The sequence below is a fragment of the Micromonospora sp. NPDC004540 genome (genome assembly GCF_040610095.1).
GTDB lineage: Bacteria > Actinomycetota > Actinomycetes > Mycobacteriales > Micromonosporaceae > Micromonospora.
In genome coordinates, this window is sequence record NZ_JBEXLR010000024.1 from 13,764 (window position 1) to 30,422 (window position 16,659).

At 75.8% G+C, this 16,659-nt stretch carries 13 protein-coding genes; 8 read left to right on the forward strand and 5 right to left on the reverse strand.

What is annotated here, in order from left to right:
* Positions 1-77 precede the first annotated feature (77 nt).
* The 6 genes from ABZV78_RS11290 (at position 78) to ABZV78_RS11315 (ending at position 5,410) form a co-directional block, all read left to right on the forward strand.
* A complete protein-coding gene (locus tag ABZV78_RS11290) occupies positions 78-740 on the forward strand; it encodes an adenosylcobinamide amidohydrolase (protein WP_355637610.1) in 663 nt (220 codons plus the stop codon).
* 86 nt (positions 741-826) lie between these two features.
* On the forward strand, positions 827-2,017 hold the full coding sequence (locus tag ABZV78_RS11295) for a CapA family protein (RefSeq protein WP_355637612.1): 1,191 nt from the start codon (positions 827-829) through the stop codon (positions 2,015-2,017).
* A 59-nt stretch (positions 2,018-2,076) separates the two neighbouring features.
* Complete coding sequence (gene nth / locus ABZV78_RS11300; RefSeq protein WP_355637614.1) at positions 2,077-2,856, forward strand: endonuclease III; 780 nt, start codon at positions 2,077-2,079, stop codon at positions 2,854-2,856.
* Positions 2,853-3,455 (forward strand): TlpA disulfide reductase family protein, encoded by a 603-nt coding sequence (locus ABZV78_RS11305; RefSeq protein ID WP_355637616.1) that lies wholly within the window; start codon positions 2,853-2,855, stop codon positions 3,453-3,455. Before nth ends, ABZV78_RS11305 begins: the two co-directional genes overlap by 4 nt.
* On the forward strand, positions 3,452-4,144 hold the full coding sequence (locus tag ABZV78_RS11310; protein ID WP_355637618.1) for a CoA pyrophosphatase: 693 nt from the start codon (positions 3,452-3,454) through the stop codon (positions 4,142-4,144). The genes ABZV78_RS11305 and ABZV78_RS11310 overlap by 4 nt, the downstream gene beginning before the upstream one ends.
* Positions 4,145-4,231: 87 nt before the next feature.
* Positions 4,232-5,410, forward strand: coding sequence for a MarP family serine protease (locus ABZV78_RS11315; RefSeq protein WP_355637620.1), 1,179 nt, complete (start codon positions 4,232-4,234; stop codon positions 5,408-5,410).
* 15 nt (positions 5,411-5,425) lie between these two features.
* On the opposite strand, the gene ABZV78_RS11320 is transcribed toward ABZV78_RS11315, so the two are convergent.
* The 4 genes from ABZV78_RS11320 to eccCa form a co-directional block, all read right to left on the reverse strand.
* Positions 5,426-6,148: a phosphatase PAP2 family protein gene (locus ABZV78_RS11320; protein WP_355637622.1), complete on the reverse strand. Its 723-nt coding sequence runs from the start codon at positions 6,146-6,148 to the stop codon at positions 5,426-5,428.
* A 30-nt stretch (positions 6,149-6,178) separates the two neighbouring features.
* Positions 6,179-6,976, reverse strand: coding sequence for a phosphatase PAP2 family protein (locus ABZV78_RS11325; protein WP_355637624.1), 798 nt, complete (start codon positions 6,974-6,976; stop codon positions 6,179-6,181).
* Positions 6,977-7,076: 100 nt separating this feature from the next.
* Complete coding sequence (gene mycP, locus ABZV78_RS11330; protein ID WP_355637626.1) at positions 7,077-8,327, reverse strand: type VII secretion-associated serine protease mycosin; 1,251 nt, start codon at positions 8,325-8,327, stop codon at positions 7,077-7,079.
* A 152-nt stretch (positions 8,328-8,479) separates the two neighbouring features.
* A complete protein-coding gene (gene eccCa / locus ABZV78_RS11335) occupies positions 8,480-12,424 on the reverse strand; it encodes a type VII secretion protein EccCa (RefSeq protein WP_355637628.1) in 3,945 nt (1,314 codons plus the stop codon).
* A gap of 100 nt (positions 12,425-12,524) precedes the next feature.
* Here eccCa and eccD point away from each other — a divergent pair, with 100 nt between their 5' ends.
* Complete coding sequence (gene eccD / locus ABZV78_RS11340) at positions 12,525-13,922, forward strand: type VII secretion integral membrane protein EccD (protein WP_355637630.1); 1,398 nt, start codon at positions 12,525-12,527, stop codon at positions 13,920-13,922.
* 63 nt (positions 13,923-13,985) lie between these two features.
* Here the strand turns inward: eccD and ABZV78_RS11345 are convergent, their stop codons facing one another.
* Positions 13,986-14,492 carry an inorganic diphosphatase gene (locus tag ABZV78_RS11345; protein WP_091266984.1) on the reverse strand — a complete coding sequence of 169 codons (507 nt, stop codon included), beginning with the start codon at positions 14,490-14,492 and terminating at the stop codon, positions 13,986-13,988.
* A gap of 666 nt (positions 14,493-15,158) precedes the next feature.
* On the opposite strand from ABZV78_RS11345, the gene dacB reads away from it, so the two are divergent.
* Positions 15,159-16,589, forward strand: coding sequence for a D-alanyl-D-alanine carboxypeptidase/D-alanyl-D-alanine-endopeptidase (gene dacB, locus ABZV78_RS11350; protein WP_355637675.1), 1,431 nt, complete (start codon positions 15,159-15,161; stop codon positions 16,587-16,589).
* The last annotated feature ends 70 nt before the right edge of the window (positions 16,590-16,659 follow it).

Genomic DNA, 16,659 nt, shown 5'->3' on the forward strand with positions numbered 1-16,659 from the left:
CCGGTCAAGGACTAGGATCCCGCCTCCGGTGCGGGCCGACACCACCCGTCCCCACCTGTGATCGTAGGGTGACCGGCGTGCTGAGCGAGCCGTTCCTGACCAGCCGGCCCGAGGACGGGTCGGACATCCCGCTGCTGGTCTGGCGGGCCGAGGCGCCACTGCTGGCGGTCGGCTCCGCCCCGCTGGGCGGTGGGATCGGCGTACGCCGGTGGGTGGTCAACGCGACCGTGCCGATGTCGTACGACCGGGCGGACCCGGCCGCGCACCTGGCCGAGCTGGCCGATGGGCTCGGCCTGGCCGGGCCCGGCGTCGGGCTGCTGACCGGGGTCGACGTGACCGAGGTGGTGGCCCGTACTGACAGCGGCGTACGGGTCTGGGCGACCGTCGGCCTGGGCACCCCGGTCTGGGCCGCCGCGCCCGCGCCCGCCACCCCCGCCCAGCGGGTCGGCACGGTCAACATCGTCGTCTACGTGCCGGCCCGGCTCGGCGACGCCGCCCTGGTCAACGCGGTGGCCACGGCCACCGAGGCGAAGGCGCAGGCGATCTGGGAGCTGGGGTTGCCGGCCACCGGCACCCCCACCGACGCGGTCACCGTGCTCTGCCCGGCCGCCGGCGACCCGGCCCCGTACGGCGGTCCCCGCTCGGCCTGGGGCGCCCCGCTGGCCCGGGCCGTGCACGCGGCCGTCCTGGCCGGCGGCGCCGCCCCGGTCGTGCCCTGGTCCGACCGGCGGGCGGGCTGAACGTGGCCCGTCCCGCCCGGCGGGGCCGGGTTTTCCGACCGATCGGCCCTCGTCGTCGCGTTCCCGGGACGGTAGCGTCGCGCACGATGTACGCTCCCGCCCTCTCCGTGCCTTCTCCCCGCCGCCGCCGCGCGGCCCGCGGCCTCTCCGCGGCCCTCGGCGCGCTGCTCGTCGTCCTGCTCGCCGCGGGGTGCGGCGACGGTTCCGGTGACGGGCCGATCTGGCAGCCGGGCCAGGGCGGGGGCGCGACCGGGTCGGCGGTCCCCGCCGAGGCCGACCAGCCCAGCGCGTCGGGCGAGCCGGCCGAAAAGTCGATCTCGCTGACCGCGACCGGTGACGTGATCATGGGCAACGCCCCGTCCCGGCTGCCCGCCAACGGCGGGAAGGGCTTCTTCGACGACGTCAAGGCCGCGCTCAAGGGCGACCTGGTGATGGGCAACCTGGAGGAGCCGCTCACCGACGACACCGGCGCCGGCAAGTGCGGCCCGCAGCCGAAGAACTGCTACCAGTTCCGGGCGCCCCCGGGCTGGGCGGCGCACCTGCGCTCGGCCGGGTTCCAGCTGCTCAACCAGGCCAACAACCACGGCTACGACTACGGCCAGCAGGGCTACGAGAACACCCAGTCGGCGCTGGAGGCGCACGGGCTCAAGCACACCGGCGCGCCCGGCGAGATCACCGTGGTCGACGTCAAGGGCATCAAGGTCGCGGTGGCGGGCTTCTCGTCGTACCCCTGGTCGAACAGCCTGGTCGACCTCGACGCGGCGAAGCAGGTCATCACCATGGCCAAGGGGATGGCCGACCTGGTGGTGGTGCAGGTGCACATGGGCGCCGAGGGCGCCGACCGGAGTCACGTGAAGCCGGGCACCGAGATGTTCTTCGGGGAGAACCGGGGTGACCCGATCCGCTTCTCGCACGCCGTGATCGACGCGGGCGCCGACCTGGTGATCGGGCACGGCCCGCACGTGCTGCGCGGCATCGAGTTCTACAAGGGGCGGCTGATCGCCTACAGCCTGGGCAACTTCGCCGGCGGCGGGAAGTCGCTGAACAGCTCGGGCCGGCTCGGCTGGGGCGGCGTGCTGAAGGTCTCGCTGACCGCCGAGGGGCGCTTCGTCGGGGGCCAGTTCACCTCGACCCAGATGAACAGCGTGGGCCGGCCGGCCGTCGACGGGCAGGACCGGGGCCTCGGGCTGGTCCGCGAGATGACCCGGGCCGACTTCCCGAAGACCGGCGCGCGGCTCGACGGGTCCGGCAAGATCAGCGCTCCGGCGGGTGGCTGAGGCGCCGCCGCCCGCGTGGGCCCGCCGGGACGTCGTCCCCGCGACGTAGGCTGGCCGGCGTGACCACGCGCTCCCCCGAGACCGACCTCGGCCGCACGCGCCGCGCCCGGCGGATCGGCCGGGTGCTGACCGAGACCCACCCCGACGCGCACTGTGAACTCGACCACTCCAACGCGCTGGAGCTGGCCGTCGCCACGATCCTCTCGGCGCAGTGCACGGACAAGAAGGTCAACGAGGTCACCCCGAAGCTGTTCGCCCGCTACCGCACCGCGGCCGACTACGCCGGGGCCGACCGCGCCGAGCTGGAGGAGCTGATCCGGCCCACCGGCTTCTACCGGAACAAGACCAGCTCGCTGATCAACCTGGGCCGGGCGCTCTGCGAGCGCTACGACGGCGAGGTCCCCGGCAAACTGGCCGACCTGGTCACCCTCCCCGGGATCGGGCGCAAGACCGCCAACGTGATCCTCGGCAACGCCTTCGGCGTCCCCGGCATCACCGTCGACACCCACTTCCAGCGGCTGGTGCAGCGGTGGCGGCTGACCACCGAGACCGACCCGGTCAAGATCGAGCACGCGATCGGCGCGCTCTACCCGAAGCGCGACTGGACGATGCTGTCGCACCGGATCATCTTCCACGGCCGGCGGGTCTGCCACGCCCGCAAGCCGGCCTGCGGCGCCTGCACGCTGGCGAGGCTCTGCCCGGCGTACGGCACCGGGCCGACCGACCCGGTGGCCGCGGCCAAGCTGCTCAAGGGGCCCCGCGCCCGGGACCTGGCGGCGGCCGTCGGCATCGACCCCGACCTGGTGCCGCAGCAGGCCGTCGCGGCGGAGGTGCCGTGACCCGCCGGCTCGCCTACCTGCTCGTCCCGCTGCTGCTCGCGGTGGCCGGCTGCACCGGCAGCACCGAGGAGCCGGCGGGCCCGGCGCCGGCCACCCGGGCCGAGCGCCCCTCGCCGTTCGCCGACTGCGCCCCGCTGACCGCCGCGCCGGCCTCCGGCCCGGCCCCGTCCGGCACCTCGGGTGATCCCCTGCCCGACCTGGCCCTCTCCTGCTTCACCGGCGGCGCGCCGGTGAACGTGCGCGACATCAAGGGGCCGGCGGTGATCAACGTGTGGGCGTCCTGGTGCCCGCCGTGCCGCAAGGAGCTGCCCGCCTTCCAGCGGCTCAGCGAGCGGGCCGGCGGCCGGTTCCAGGTGATCGGGGTCAACAGCCGGGACAGCCGCGGCGGCGCGCAGTCCATCGGTGAGGACTTCGGCGTCCGGTTCCCCATGCTGGTCGACCAGGGGGACGCATTCGAGCGGGCGCTCGGCCGCAACGCCTTCCCGCTGACCGTCCTGGTCGACGCCGACGGGCGGATCCGGCACACCGACTCGACCGGCGCGCTGGACGACGCCCGCCTGGCCGAGCTGGTCCGTACCCATCTCGGGGTGCGGCTGTGACCCGACAGCCGCCGGGCTGGCTCGACCCGCTGCTCGGCCGGCTCGGCACCGCGCGGGCCGAGGACTTCACCCGGCTCACCACCCCGGAGAGCGGCGGCCGGGAGAGCGCGGTGCTGGTGCTGCTCGGCGAGGAGCCGGGCGCGGGCCCGGACGTGCTGGTCCTCCAGCGCGCCGCCACGCTGCGCAACCATGCCGGGCAGCCGGCCTTCCCCGGCGGCGCGGCCGACCCGGAGGACGTCGACGCCAGCGCCACCGCGCTGCGCGAGGCGAACGAGGAGGTCGACCTCGACCCGGCCAGCGTGACCGTGCTCGCCGAGCTGCCCAAGCTGTGGATCCCGGTCAGCGACTTCCTGGTCACCCCGGTGCTCGCCTGGTGGCACGCCCCGCACCCGGTGCACCCGCGCGAGCCGGCCGAGGTGGCGCACGTCGCCCGGCTGCCGGTCGCCGAGCTGGTCGACCCGGACAACCGCATGCGGGTACGCCACCCGAGCGGCTGGATCGGCCCGGCCTTCTCGGTGCGCGGCATGCTGGTCTGGGGCTTCACCGCCGGAGTGCTGAACACGCTCCTGGAGATGGGCGGCTGGGCCCGCCCGTGGCCGCGTTCCCGGGTGCTGGAGCTGCCGCCGACCGGCGCCGCCCCGGCCCCGTCGGCCGGCACCGACGCGGTCGACGAGAGCCCGGTCCGCTGAGTCGGCGGGGATCACCCCCGCGCATCCGAAGGTCACGTTCAGCGAGCGGTCAGCCTCTTCCGGGCACGGTGCCCGTACCCTGGGGGCGTGTCCGCCGTGGATCTCGTACTGCTCCTGCTCATGCTCGTGTTCGCGATCAGCGGATACCGTCAGGGCTTCGTCATCGGGGCGCTGTCGTTCTCCGGCTTCTTCCTGGGCGCGCTGCTCGGGCTTCAGCTCGGGCCGCTGGTCGCCCGGCAGTTCGCCGACAGCGGCACCCGTGTGCTGATCTCCCTGGTGGCCATCTTCGGGCTGGCCGTGGTGGGCCAGGCGCTGGCCGGCTGGCTCGGCTCCAACCTGCGGGCGGCGATCACCGGGCCGGCCGGACGGAAGGTCGACGACGCCGGCGGCGCGATCATCTCGGTCTTCGCCGTCATGCTGGTGGCCTGGCTGGTCGCCGTGCCGCTGGGCTCCTCGTCGGTGCCCTGGCTGGCCTCCTCGGTGCGCAACAGCGCACTGCTGACGGTGGTCGACCGGGTGCTGCCGGACAGGGCGCAGGAGCTGTCCACGGCGCTGCGCGACACGGTCGACACCAACGGCTTCCCCGACGTCTTCGGCGACCTCGCGCCGACCCGGGCCCGGCAGGTCTCCCCGCCCGACCCGGCACTGGCCAACTCGCAGGTGGTGAAGAACAGCCAGCGGTCGGTGGTGAAGGTGCTCGGCTCCGCGCCGAGCTGCGCCCGCCGCATCGAAGGCTCCGGCTTCGTCTACGCCGACGACCGGGTGATGACCAACGCGCACGTGGTGGCCGGCACCCGCTCGGTGGCGGTGGAGCTGCGCGGCGACCGCTACGACGGCGAGGTCGTCGTCTACGACCCCGAGCGGGACCTGGCCGTGCTGCACGTCCCGGGGCTGCCCGGGCCGTCGCTGCGCTTCGCCGCCGGGGAGGCCGGCAGCGGGGCCGACGCCATCGTGCTGGGCTTCCCCCTCGACGGCCCGTACGACGCCCGCCCGGCCCGGATCCGCGACGTCGACCGGATCACCGGGCCGGACATCTACTCGGCCGGCGACGTGACCCGGGAGATCTATACGATCCGAGCGCTGGTGCGCAGCGGCAACTCGGGCGGCCCGCTGGTCTCCTCGAACGGGCTGGTGCTCGGCGTGATCTTCGCGGCCGCCGCGGACGACCCGAACACCGGATTCGCGGTGACCGCCGCCGAGGCGCGGTCGGTGGCGCTGGCCGGCGCGGAGCGTACCCGGGGGGTCGCCACCGGCGAGTGCACCTGAGCCGACCGCCGTCGGTCAGCCGGCGGAGGCGCCCGCCGGGGTCACGTCGTCGCCGGAACGGCCGAGCGGCAGCTTGGCCCGGCCCCAGGTGAGCGTGCGGTCGAGCACCGCCCGCGCCATGATCGCCACGCAGACGCCGCCGTTGACGAAGGACGCCACCACGTCGCTGGGGTGGTGCATGCCCCGGTACATGCGGGTGAGCGCGACCCCGACCGGCACCAGCACCAGCAGGGCCCACCAGGTGACCTTGGCCGGGGTGCTCCGCGCCCGCAGCGCGAGCAGCACCGCGATGCCGACGTAGAGCGCCATGGCGGCCGACGTGTGCCCGGACGGGAAGCTGGAGGTCGGCGGCGAGTCGTCCATGTGCTCGACGGCCGGACGGTGCCGGTCGATGACCATCGTGGTGAAGAGGAAGATCAGCGCCTGTGCGCTCACCGCGGCGCAGAGGAAGATCGGCTCCCGCCAGCGGTGCAGCACCAGCCGCAGCACCAGCGCCACCAGCACGGTCACCACCACGATCAGCTGGGTGCTGGCCAGCGTGCTGAACACCAGCGAGACGTCGTTCCACCCGGGGGACCGGTGCGCGGCGAACTCGCGGTTGACCGCGTCCTCCATGGTGAACGGCCAGGTCTTCGCGAGCACCCGGGTGACCAGGAGGCCCAGCGCCACCAGGACGGCGAAGAGCAGGGCCACCGGCAGAAGGACGCGCCGGGCGATCTGGACCGCGACATCGGACATGAGCCGCCCTTTACCCCGACGGGTGCCGGACTACGCGTGGCGGCCGTCCGGCCCCGGTTCGGCCAACTCCGGCTCCACCCCCTCCCGGGCGGTACGCGCCGGCCGCCGCCCGACCCGGGTCCGCCAGGTGGAGAACGCGGCCGTGGTGGCGGCGACCACCGCCACGCCCAGCAGCCAGCCGCCGACCACGTCGCTGGTCCAGTGCACACCCAGCGCGATCCGGCTGAGCCCGGTCACCACCGCGACCAGCACCGCCACCGCCCAGAGCACGCCGCGCAGCGGCCGGCTGTGCCGAACGAACGGCAGGAACACCAGCAGCAGCACCCCGGCGGCCAGGGTGGCGTTCAGCGCGTGGCCGGACGGGAAGGAGTAGCCGGCCGCCCGGGCCACCGGATCGAGCAGGTCCGGCCGGTGGCGGCCCACCAGCAGCTTGAGCAGCGCGCCGAGCAGCCCGCCGACGGTCATCGTGGTGACCACCCAGAGGGCCAGCCGGGGCGCGCCGCGCCACAGCAACCAGACCACCACCCCGGCGGCGACCACCCGGAGCGGGCCGGGCCCGAAGACGTTGGTCCAGACCCCCATGAGCCGGACCCAGGCCGGATGGTCGAGGGCGTACCCGTGCAGCGCGTCGGTGATCGCGGCGTCCAGCCGGGACAGCGGCGGCCAGGCGCCCAGCACCAGGAGCGCGAGCAGGGCGAACGGCACCAGCACCAGGAACGCCGCGCCGGCCGCCAGGGTGAGCCGGAGGCCCAGCGAGTGGTCCGGGTCGAGGCGGCGGCGCCGCCAGGACCGCTCGGGCGTGGAGATCAGGCCGCCGGAGTTGTTCATGCGCTGTTCACTACCCAGGGTGGGGTCCGGTCAGACGGGCCGGAACGACGACTCCAGCTCGGCGCGTCTTCGCCGCGCCGCGACCTGGAGCCGTCGCCAATCAGCGGCGGGACTGCCGGAACCGGCGGACCATCAGCGCGGCGCCGGTGACCAGGGCGACGAACAGGGCCAGGCCGGTCCAGAGCCGTTCCGGCGCCGAGTCGTCGGCCTGGCCGGCCGGGCGGGCCGACCACCGGGTCTGCTGCTTCGGGTTGTAGCCGAACGGGTCGCCGCCCTGCCCGGCCGCGGCGGCCCGGGTGTCCTGGCCCGCGCCGGGCGCCGGCCCGAAGCCCACCACGCCGGGGGAGTCGTTGTCGTCGAGCGGGTTGCGGCCGACCGACGGCACGTCGGTGGTGAGCGCGGCCACCGGGTCGACCAGGCCGTAGCCGAACCGGTCGTCGCGCCCGGTGGGGCCGAGATCCCGGGCCGTCGTGATCAGCCGGTTGACCACGTCCCCGGCGGACATCCGCGGATAGCGGGCCCGCACCAGCGCGGCCGCCGCGGCGACCAGCGGGGCCGCGAAGCTGGTGCCCTGCACCCGCCAGTAGCCGCCGTCGGTGCGGGCGCCGTAGAGCGCGGTGGCCGGTGCGGTGAGCACCGTCTGGTGGCCGGTGATCGAACCGGACCAGAGGTTCTCGCTGTTGCGGTCCAGGCCGGCGACCGCCAGCACACCCGGCTCCCGGGCCGGGTACCAGACCTTCGGGCTGTTCGAGGTGGCCAGGTTGCCGGTGCAGGCGACCACCACGACGTCCCGGGCGAAGGCGTAGTCGAGGGCCGCGGCCAGGGCGGGACTGTCCCCGCCGCCGCCGAGGGACAGGTTGATCACGCGGGCGCCGTTGTCGACCGCCCAGCGCACCCCCTTGGCGACGATCATGGCGTCGTCGTAGCGGTTCTCGTCGTCGAGCACGCGGACCGGGAGGATCCGGGCGTCCGGCGCCAGCCCCACGACGCCGCTGTCGTCGTCGGCCCGCCCGGCGATCAGCCCGGCCACCGTGGTGCCGTGGCCCACCGGGTCCGGCCCGTCGGCGCCGCCCGGCGCCACCAGGTCGAGGCCGGGAAGCACCTGGCCGGCCAGGTCCGGATGGGAACCGTCCACCCCGGAATCGATCACCGCGACCACCACGCCACGGCCGGTCGATGTGCGCCAGGCGGTCTTCGCGCGCAGCTCATCGAGCTGCCACTGCTCGTCACGGACCTGGTCCGTCCGGGCCGCCGGCGCGAGCCGGACCGCTTCGGGGATCGCGACGGACGCGGCCGGGGCGGCGTGCGCGGGCGGGGCCGGCGGACCGATGACGGCGGCCACGACCGCCATGGCACCGAGCAGCGCGGGTCCGGCGAGACGCCGGGGCGGCGCGGTGGAACCCCCCTGCCGATCCCTGGTCACATTCCCCAGCCATTTCCTCGCGTCAGACACATGCTGCTCGGAGATTACCGGTTTTCCCATGCGCCACGGTGCAACTCCGGTCACCCGGGTGGGAGGTGGGCCAGCTGTACCAGGCGTACGCCCTCGCGCCGGGTCACCAGCCGACCGCGACCGGGCGGCAGCGGACCGGCCTTCACCTGACCGACGAGCGGCCCCTCCTCCGGGCCGCCCGACATCACCAACCCGGCCGTGGAGAGCTCCCGCAGCCGCTGGATGATCGGCTCGAACGAGGTCCGGCCGGCGCCTCCGGAGCGGCGGGCCAGCACCAGGTGCAGGCCGACGTCGCGGGCGTGCGGCAGGTGCTCCTCCAGCGCCCGCAACGGGTTGGTCGGCCCGCCGGCCACCAGGTCGTAGTCGTCCACCAGCACGAACAGCTCCGGCCCGGTCCACCACGACCGGGTACGCAGCTCGGCCGGGGTGACCTGCGGCCCGGGCAGCCGGCCCTGGAGGTAACCGGCCGCCGACTCGATCAGCTCGGCGGTGTGCGGCGCGGCGGTCCCGTAGCCGATCAGGTGCGCCGTCTCGACGGCGCCCATCAGGCTGCGCCGGTAGTCGACCAGGATCACCCGGGCCTGCTCCGGGGTGAACCGGTGGACGATCGAGGTGGCCAGCGCGCGCAGGAACGACGACTTGCCGCACTCGGCGTCGCCGAAGACCAGGAAGTTCGGCTCGGTGGCGAAGTCCAGCACCACCGGGCGCAGGTCCGCCTCGGCCACCCCGATCGGGAAGGCCAGCCCGGTGGTCGCGGCCCGGTCCAGCTCGGCGTAGGGCAGCACCGGCGGGAGCAGCCGCACCCGGGGCGCGGCCGGCCCGGTCCAGGCCCCGGCGACCGCCTTGACCAGGTCGCCGGTCTCGGCGCCGAGCCCGGCGACCCGGGGCTCGGCGGTGAGGAAGTGCAGCCCGCCCGCGGTGATCCCGCGCCCCGGCCGCTCCTCCGGCACGCTCGCCGCGAGCGTGCGCTTCACCACCACCGAGTCGGCCGGGTCGCCGAGGCGCAGCTCCAGCCGGGAGCCGAACAGGTCGCGGATCGCCGGCCGGAAGTCCGACCAGCGCAGCGCGCTCGCCACCACGTGCACCCCGTACGCCAGGCCCCGGGTGGCCAGCTCGGTCACCAGCGGTTCCAGGTCCTCGTACTCGCCGCGCAGGGTGTTCCAGCCGTCGACCACGAGGAACACGTCGCCGAACGGGTCGGCGCCGGCCCCCGCCGTGGCCCGTCGCCGGCGCCAGGCCGCCATCGACTCCACCCCCGCCTCGGTGAACCGCCGTTCCCGCTCGGCCAGCAGGGTGGCGATCTCGCCCACGGTCCGGCGTACCGCGGTGTCGTCGGCCCGGCCGCTCGCCCCGCCGACGTGCGGCAGGTCGCGCAGCGCGCCGAGCGTCCCGCCGCCGAAGTCCAGGCAGTAGACCTGCACCTCGGCCGGCGTGTGGGTGAGCGCCAGCGCGCAGACCAGGGTGCGGAGCAGGGTGGACCGGCCGCTGCGCGTGGTGCCGACCACCGCGACGTGCCCGGCCGCCCCGTCCAGGGCCAGCCAGAACAGGTCGCGGCGCTGCTCGAACGGCTTGTCCACCACGGCCACCGGCACCTGGAGAGCGCCGTGCAGCTCCGGATTGGTCACGGTGAGCCCGCGGGCCGGGTCCGCGCCGACCGGGCCGAGCAGCTCGTCGAGGGAGGGTGCGGAGTCGAGCGGGGGCAGCCACACCTGGTGCGCCGGCGGGCCCTGCCCGGCCAGCCGCCCCACCATCAGGTCGAGCAGGGTCTCGCCGGTCTCCTCCTCGACGGGGAGGGCGGCGGGGGTGGCCGGCTCGGGCACCGGCACCAGGTGGGTGGAGAAGGCGAGCAGCCGGGGGCTGCCGGCGCCGGCCGTGCCGACCGGGCCGCCGCGGCGACGCACCGCGCCGGACACGTACGCGGCCTTGAACCGGACCAGCGGGTCGGTGCCCGAGCGCAGGTAGCCGTGCCCCGGGCTGCGGGGCAGCTCGTGCGCGTCCGGCACGCCGAGCACCGTCCGGGACTCCAGCGCCGAGAAGGTGCGCAACCCGATCCGGTACGACAGGTGGGTGTCCAGCCCGCGCAGCCGGCCCTCCTCCAGCCGCTGCGAGGCGAGCAGCAGGTGCACGCCGAGCGACCGGCCGAGCCGGCCGATCTGCACGAAGAGGTCGATGAAGTCGGGCTTGGCGGAGAGCAGCTCGGAGAACTCGTCGCAGACGAGCAGCAGCGACGGCAGCGGGGCGAGCGGGGTGCCGGCCGCCCGGGCCCGCTCGTAGTCGCGTACGCCGGCGAAGTTGCCGGCCCGGCGCAGCAGCTCCTGCCGGCGCATCAGCTCGCCGTTGACGGCGTCGACCATCCGGTCGACCAGCGGCAGCGCGTCGGCCAGGTTGGTGATCACCGCGGCGGTGTGCGGCAGCCGGTCGAACGGCGCGAAGGTGGCGCCGCCCTTGAAGTCGACCAGCACGAAGTTGAGCTGCTCCGAGCTGTGCGTCGCGGCCAGCCCCAGCACCAGCGTGCGGAGCAGCTCCGACTTGCCCGAGCCGGTGGCGCCGATGAGCAGCCCGTGCGGGCCCATCCCGTCCTGTGCCGACTCCTTGAGGTCCAGTTCGATCGCCCCGCCGTCGGCGCCCACCCCGATCGGCACCCGGAGCCGGTCCCGGGCCGACCGGGGCGCCCAGCCCTGCTCGGCGGTGAAGTTCTCCGGGTCGCCGAGACCGAGCAGCTCGGGCAGGCCCGGCTCGGCGCCCGGCGGGGCGTCCGGTCCGCGGGCCGTGCCGGCCAGCCGCAGCGGGGCGAGCCGGCGGGCGACCGCCTCCGCGTCGGCCGGCTCCAGCGCGTCGGCCGCGCCCACCTCGGCGTGCCCCTCGGCGGAGTGCGAGTGCAGCCGGCCGTCGACCAGGTCGAGCAGGAGGGCGTACCGGTCGAGCAGGCGGGGCGGCGGGGTGTCCAGGTCGAGCACGGTGACCGCGTCGATCCCGCCGTCGCCGGCCAGGTCGGTGGCCCCGGTCAGGTCGCCGCCGTCGAGCACCACCACGACGTGCGGCCCGTCGATGGCCGGGCCGGCCGGGCTGAACCGGGACCGGCTGGCCAGCACGTCGTCGAGGAGCCGTTCCAGCTCGGCGGCGGAGCTGGTGACCAGCCGGACCGGGCCGAGCGCGTCGGTGCGCCCCGGGTGGTGCGCGTGCGGCAGCCACTTGACCCACTCCCACCGCGCCCGGCGTTCCGGCCCGGCGCAGACCGCGATCAGCAGCTCGTCGGGGGCGTGGAAGACGGCGAGCTGGGTGAGCACGGCCCGGGCCAGCGCCTGGGCGGCCGGGGAGCCCGCCCCGGGGACGCCGCCGGCCGGGCCGCGCACGAAGACCCGGGCGAAGCTGCGCAGCGAGAGCGCCACCGGCAGGTCCGGCACCACCGAGTACGCGTCCAGGAATCGCCGCAGCGCCCCGGCGGTCATCGGCTCCAGCTCGTCCAGCGGCCGGGTGACCGGCGGGACCAGCGGGGTGGCCAGCGTCTGCGGCCCGACCCCGACCCGGACCACGGCGAAGTCCGGGTCACCCGGCCGGCGCTCCCAGACCCGGTGGCTGTCCACCGTCGACCAGAGCCGCCCGGGGTCGGGATGCCGGTAGTAGAGCCCGGCCCGCTGTGCACCGACGGTCTCCCGGACCCGGCGGCGCAGCGCGGCCAGGTGCCGCAGGTACTCCCGGCGGGCGGCCATCATCTCCGACCTCCGCGGGCCGGCGCCGCCCCAGGAGGTCACCAGCATCGCCACCGAGGAGAGCCCGAACATGCCGCCCACCACGTACGAGTAGGCCCCGCCGCCCCGGCCGAACATCATCGCCATGGCCACCGTCCCGCCGAGCATCGGCAGCACCATCAGCGCCTGCTGCCACCGCCCACCGGTCACCGCGGGGATCTCCGGCGGCGCCTCCACGGGCAGCTCACCGGCCGGGATCGCCGGCGCCGGGCGGCGTGGCGGCCGCTTGATGACGACAGTGGACACTGAGCCTCCCCGTGGCTCTCGGTAACCCGAGCCTGGCTCATCGTAGGTAAAGTCCACTCGTCCGTCAGCCACCGTTCCCGCTCGATATGGAGAAAAATCGATGACAAGCGGGCTGGCCCGGGTCACGATCAGCGCCCCCCGGCGGCGGGTCGACGTGGCCCTGCCGGAGCAGATCCCCCTCGCCGAGTTGCTGCCCGAGGTGCTCCGGCACGCCGGGGAGGGCCTGGCCGACGACGGCGAACGGCACGGCGGCTGGGTGCTCCGGCGGACCGACGGCGGGGTGCTGGCCACCGCGCAGGCGCTGCTGCCCCAGGGCGTCCGTGACGGCGAGGTGCTGCACCTCGTCCCGGCCCGCGCCGAGTGGCCCGAACTGGAATACGACGACGTGGTCGAGGCGATCGCCGACGGGGCCCGCCGACGGGGCGCCGCCTGGTCGCCCGGGGCCACCCGCGCCGCCGCCCTGGCCGGGGCGGGCGTGCCGCTGGCCGTCGGGCTGCTCGCCGTGCTGGCCGCCGGCCCCGGGCCGCACAGCGGCTGGCCGGTCGCCGCGGCGGTGGCCCTGCTCCTGGTACTCGCCGCCACCGCCGCGTCCCGGGCGTACGGGGACGGGCCGGTCGGCGCCACCCTCGGCGGGTACGCGCTGCCCTGGGCCGCCGCGGCCGGCGCCCTCGCGGTCGGCTCCGGCGATCCGGTCGGCCCGCTCGGACCGCTGCGCTGGGTCGGGGCGCCCGAGCTGCTCGCCGGCTCGGTGGCGCTGCTGCTCGTGTCGGTGCTGGGCCTGCTCGGGGTGGCCAGCCGGTCCCGGGTCTTCCTGGCCGGCGCGACCACCGGCGCGGCCGGCGCGGCGGCCGGCCTCGGCGGGCTGTTCCTCGACCCGGCCGGCACCGCCGCCGTGCTGCTCTGCGCGCTGGTCTTCGCGCTCGGCGGGCTGCCGCTGCTGGCCATCCGGCTCGGCAAGGTGCCGTTGCCGCCGATCACCCTGCCCGCCCCGGCCGGTGGCCCGCCCGACGTCCGCGACCTGCCCGACCGGGGCCGGGTGCACGCGGCCGTGGCCCGCACCGAGGAGATGCTGAGCGGGATGCTGCTCGGGCACGGCGTGCTGGCCGTCGCGGCCGCGGCCGTCCTCGCCACGACCGGCGGGCTCGCCGGGCGGCTGCTCGTGGCGGTCGGCTGCGGGGTGCTGCTGCTGCGCTCCCGGCTCTTCGTGGCGGTCCGCCACCGGGTGCCCGCCGTCGCCGCAGGGCTGGCCGGGTACGCCCTGCTCGGCGCGGTGCTCGCCGAACGGTCCGGTCCGGCGGGTCGGCTGGCGCTGACCGTCGGCGGGCTGGCCCTGGCCCTGGTCGCCGTGGCGGCCGGCGCCACGTACGCCCGACGGCCGGTCTCCCCGTACCTCGGTCGGCTGGCCGACCTGACCGACACCGCGCTGGTGGTCGCCGTGGTCCCGGTGGCCTGCGCGGTGCTGGACCTCTACGACCGGGCCCGCGGCCTGCTCGGCTGACCTGCACGCACGCGGGCCCGGGTCGCTCGGTGGAGCGGCCCGGGCCCGTCGGCGCGGATCAGGTCAGTGCAGGGTCTCGCCGCGCTCCGCGGCCTCCTTGGCCCGCTGGTAGGAGGCCACGATCTCGGCCTCGGCCTCGGTGCGACCCACCCAGGTCGCGCCCTCGACCGACTTGCCCGGCTCCAGGTCCTTGTAGACCTCGAAGAAGTGCTGGATCTCCAGCCGGTCGAACTCGCCCAGGTGGTGGATGTCCCGCAGGTGCTCCTGGCGCGGATCCTCGTAGGGCACGCAGAGGACCTTGTCGTCGCCGCCCTTCTCATCCGTCATCCGGAACATGCCGATGGTGCGGCAGCGGATCAGGCAGCCCGGGAAGGTCGGCTCGGGCACCAGCACCAGGGCGTCCAGCGGGTCGCCGTCCTCGCCCAGGGTGCCCTCGATGAAGCCGTAGTCGGCCGGGTACTGGGTGGAGGTGAAGAGGGTGCGGTCCAGCCGGATCCGGCCGGTCGCGTGGTCCACCTCGTACTTGTTGCGGTGACCCTTGGGGATCTCAACCGTGACGTCGAAATCCATCTCCCACGCTCCCTCGTTTGCCCACGCTGGCTAACGGAAACCAGTGGCGTCGCCCACCGGACGGGGTGAATGTCCCCCGCCGGCTCCGACCGCCGCATAGTGTTCGGACCGAAGTAGTGTCACCCAAGGCGCTTTTGAGCGGGGGAGGAGGGGGTCGTGGGGAGGGAAGATTCACACTACCGCCCCGAAGGGGTTGACGGGCGCAGGTCCGCAGGTTCCGGTTCCGGCGGGGCCACCGGCCGCGTCTCGGTCCCCGGCACCAACCCCGCCCACCGTCCCGGGCCGCCCGTCGGGTCTGCCCCGATCGGCCGCGCCAACCCCGGGCAGCACGGCAACCCCGGCCCCGCGGACCACGGTCGCGCCGCCCCTCGGGAGTACGGCCAGGCCGCCCCCCGGGACTACGGCCACGCCGCCGCTCGGGAGTACGGCCAGGCGGACCCCCGGCAGTACGGCCAGGCCGCCCCGCGGGACTACGGGCACGCCGCGCCGCGCGACTACGGGCACGCCGACCCGCGGGACCACGGCCCGGGTCCGGCCGCCCCGGTGAGCTGGCCCGGGTACGACGCGCCCGGCGGCATCCCGGTGAGCCCGCCCGTGCCGCCGGTCGGCGCCGCCCCGCTCCCGCCGTCGCCTTCGCCGCCCCCACCCCGCCGTCGCCCGCTCCGGCTGGTCGCGGTGCTGGCCAGCGTGCTGATCGTGGCCCTCGCCGCGGTCGGGCTGGCCGTGGTCCGCCCCGGCCCGGTGGCCGGCTGGCTGGGCGGCGAGGACACCCCGACCGCGGCCGCGCAGTCGCCCGAGCCCGCCCCGGTCGCGGTGCTGGCCGGCGCGGACGGCAACGCGCCGCTGCCCACCCCCGAGGGGGTGCGCGCCGCGCTCGAACCCCTGGTCCGCGCCGCCGCCCTCGGCGAGCGGGTGAACGTCTCGGTGGCCGACGTGACCACCGGCCAGGCGCTCTACGGGAGCGGTCAGGACGCCCCGACCGTGCCCGCCTCGGTGACCAAGCTGGCCACCGGGGTCGCCGTGCTGGCCGCCCGCGGTCCGGCGTACCGGATCCCCACCCGGGCGGTGGCCGGCGCCACTCCCGGCGAGGTGGTCCTGGTCGGCGGCGGCGACCCGACCCTCGCGGTCGACAAGAACGGCTTCTATCCCGGCGCGGCCCGGCTGGACGACCTCGCCGCCCAGGTGCGCAAGGCGCTCGGCGGCACCGCCCCGACCAAGGTCACCGTCGACTCGTCCCTGTTCAGCGGCCCGGTGTACGAGCCCGGCTGGGACTCCGACATCCCCACCGGCGGGTTCGGCGCGGCGATCACCGCGCTGATGACCGACGGCGCTCGGCGGGACCCGGCGGAGGCACGCCGGACCGAGGAGGCCATGAACCACGCCGCCGAGCGGGTGCCCCAGCCGGACCTGACCGCCGGCCGGCAGTTCGCGAAGCTCCTCGGGCTCTCCGGAGCCGCCGGCGAGGTGAAGCGGGGCACGGCGCCCGCCGACTCCGGCGCGTCCGCGGCCGGCACACCCGCCCCCGGCGCCGAGCTGGGCAAGGTCCAGTCGCTGCCGATGGTCCGCCTGGTCGACATCATGATCAGCGACAGCGACAACGTGATCGCCGAGGCGATGGCCCGCCAGGTCGCGCTCGCCAAGGGCAAGCCCGGCTCGTTCGCCGGCGGCGCGGCCGCCACCGACCAGGTGCTCGGCGAGCTGGGGCTGCCGGCCGACGAGATCAGCCTGGCCGACGGCAGCGGGCTGTCCCGCACCAACCGGATCAGCCCGTCGCTGCTCACCGACCTGATCACGCTCGCCGGCAACGGCAGCCACCCCGACCTGGCCGCGATCTTCGGCGGCCTGCCGGTGGGCGGCTGGTCCGGCACCCTGGACGAGCGCTACCAGGCGTCCGTGACCAAGGCCGGTGCGGGCGTGGTCCGGGCGAAGACCGGGACGCTCAGCGGGGTGAACGCCATCGCCGGGCTCGTCACCACGGCCGACGGCCGGCTGCTCACCTTCGCCGTCCTCACCGACCGCACGCCGGACAGCCTCGACGAGACCCGGCAGGCCCTCGACCGGATCTCCTCCGCGCTGGCCGGCTGCGGCTGCCGCTGACCGCCCCGCCCGGATGCGACCGCCGTCGATCGCGGTCGCGAGCCCGGGTGGGGGTGTCGCGGCGCGGGTA

What these genes read in the sequence shown, in the direction of transcription:
- ABZV78_RS11345 (WP_091266984.1), bottom strand. Translation starts at nt 14,492, where the DNA reads ATGGATTTCGACGTCACGGTTGAGATCCCCAAGGGTCACCGCAACAAG.
- ABZV78_RS11325 (WP_355637624.1), bottom strand. Translation starts at nt 6,976, where the DNA reads ATGAACAACTCCGGCGGCCTGATCTCCACGCCCGAGCGGTCCTGGCGG.
- mycP (WP_355637626.1), bottom strand. Translation starts at nt 8,327, where the DNA reads ATGGCGGTCGTGGCCGCCGTCATCGGTCCGCCGGCCCCGCCCGCGCAC.
- ABZV78_RS11295 (WP_355637612.1), top strand. Translation starts at nt 827, where the DNA reads ATGTACGCTCCCGCCCTCTCCGTGCCTTCTCCCCGCCGCCGCCGCGCG.
- ABZV78_RS11320 (WP_355637622.1), bottom strand. Translation starts at nt 6,148, where the DNA reads ATGTCCGATGTCGCGGTCCAGATCGCCCGGCGCGTCCTTCTGCCGGTG.
- eccD (WP_355637630.1), top strand. Translation starts at nt 12,525, where the DNA reads ATGACAAGCGGGCTGGCCCGGGTCACGATCAGCGCCCCCCGGCGGCGG.